Origin of the sequence: Rossellomorea arthrocnemi (genome assembly GCF_904424705.1) — a bacterium.
GTDB lineage: Bacteria > Bacillota > Bacilli > Bacillales > Bacillaceae_B > Rossellomorea > Rossellomorea arthrocnemi.
Genome location: NZ_CAJGBF010000052.1, coordinates 1 through 811 on the forward strand (window position 1 = coordinate 1; position 811 = coordinate 811).

Here is an 811-nt window from a genome sequence, read left to right on the forward strand (position 1 = left end):
ATTTGTTCAAAATAAAGGGATATATGCTTACGCGTTGCGTTGAGAAACTGGAAGGGTCTCCCTTATTTTTCAGTGATGGGCACATTTGATCTCTGCTTATTAGGTAGACTTACCCTCCCATATCTCCTGGCATCTAGTGCCTACATTCCTTCGTTGGGTCTTTCCCTAACGCAGAGGCCGGCGTATGCTCCTGCATGGACTGATCAGATGATCGTCGAAAGTCGTGTATGGGCCGGCTTCTCAGTGTCTGGGTTGTAGAAGAACTACGTTCTAATTCAAAGCTTTAAGCTGCTTTAGGATGAGCGAGGAAAGGCATGTCTCGCATCATTCGCTCTAAATCAAATGTCGTTCCATAATGGCTAAGACCGTGACAAATTTGAAGTAACTTACGACAAAGAATCACAAGTGCTTCTTTTTTCGTTACCGGATTCTCCCGATCATTGCTGTAATAATCATAAAGTGCTCGAAACGCCGAATTAGCGTGTAGTAAAGGGAACACTGCTTTATACAATAAGGCTCGAAGCCTTCTTCGCCCTCGCTTAGAAATCCTTTTTCTTCCCTTTGATTCACCAGATGAATTGGTTACGAGTGTGAGTCCCGCGAGTTTAAATAATTGGCGTGGATCCTTGTAACGTTTGAGTGAACCTGTTTCTGAGAGTAACTCCAATACGGTTGTTTCACTAATACCAGGAATGGAAGTAAGGTAATCAAAGTCAGGCAATTCACGGGCAAGGGCGATAAGTCTTTCAGTAAGCGAGTGGATCTGTGATTCATACATGGACAATTGGTCAAGTAACATCCTGATTTCCAT

Annotated in this window: 1 protein-coding gene; it reads right to left on the reverse strand. The window is 43.4% G+C overall.

Annotated elements, in window-relative coordinates; all coding sequences use genetic code 11:
- Nucleotides 1–283: 283 nt before the first annotated feature.
- Nucleotides 284–811, reverse strand: a 528-nt coding sequence (locus BAA9072_RS23870; RefSeq protein ID WP_230980995.1) for a transposase, incomplete at its 5' end; no start/stop codon positions are given.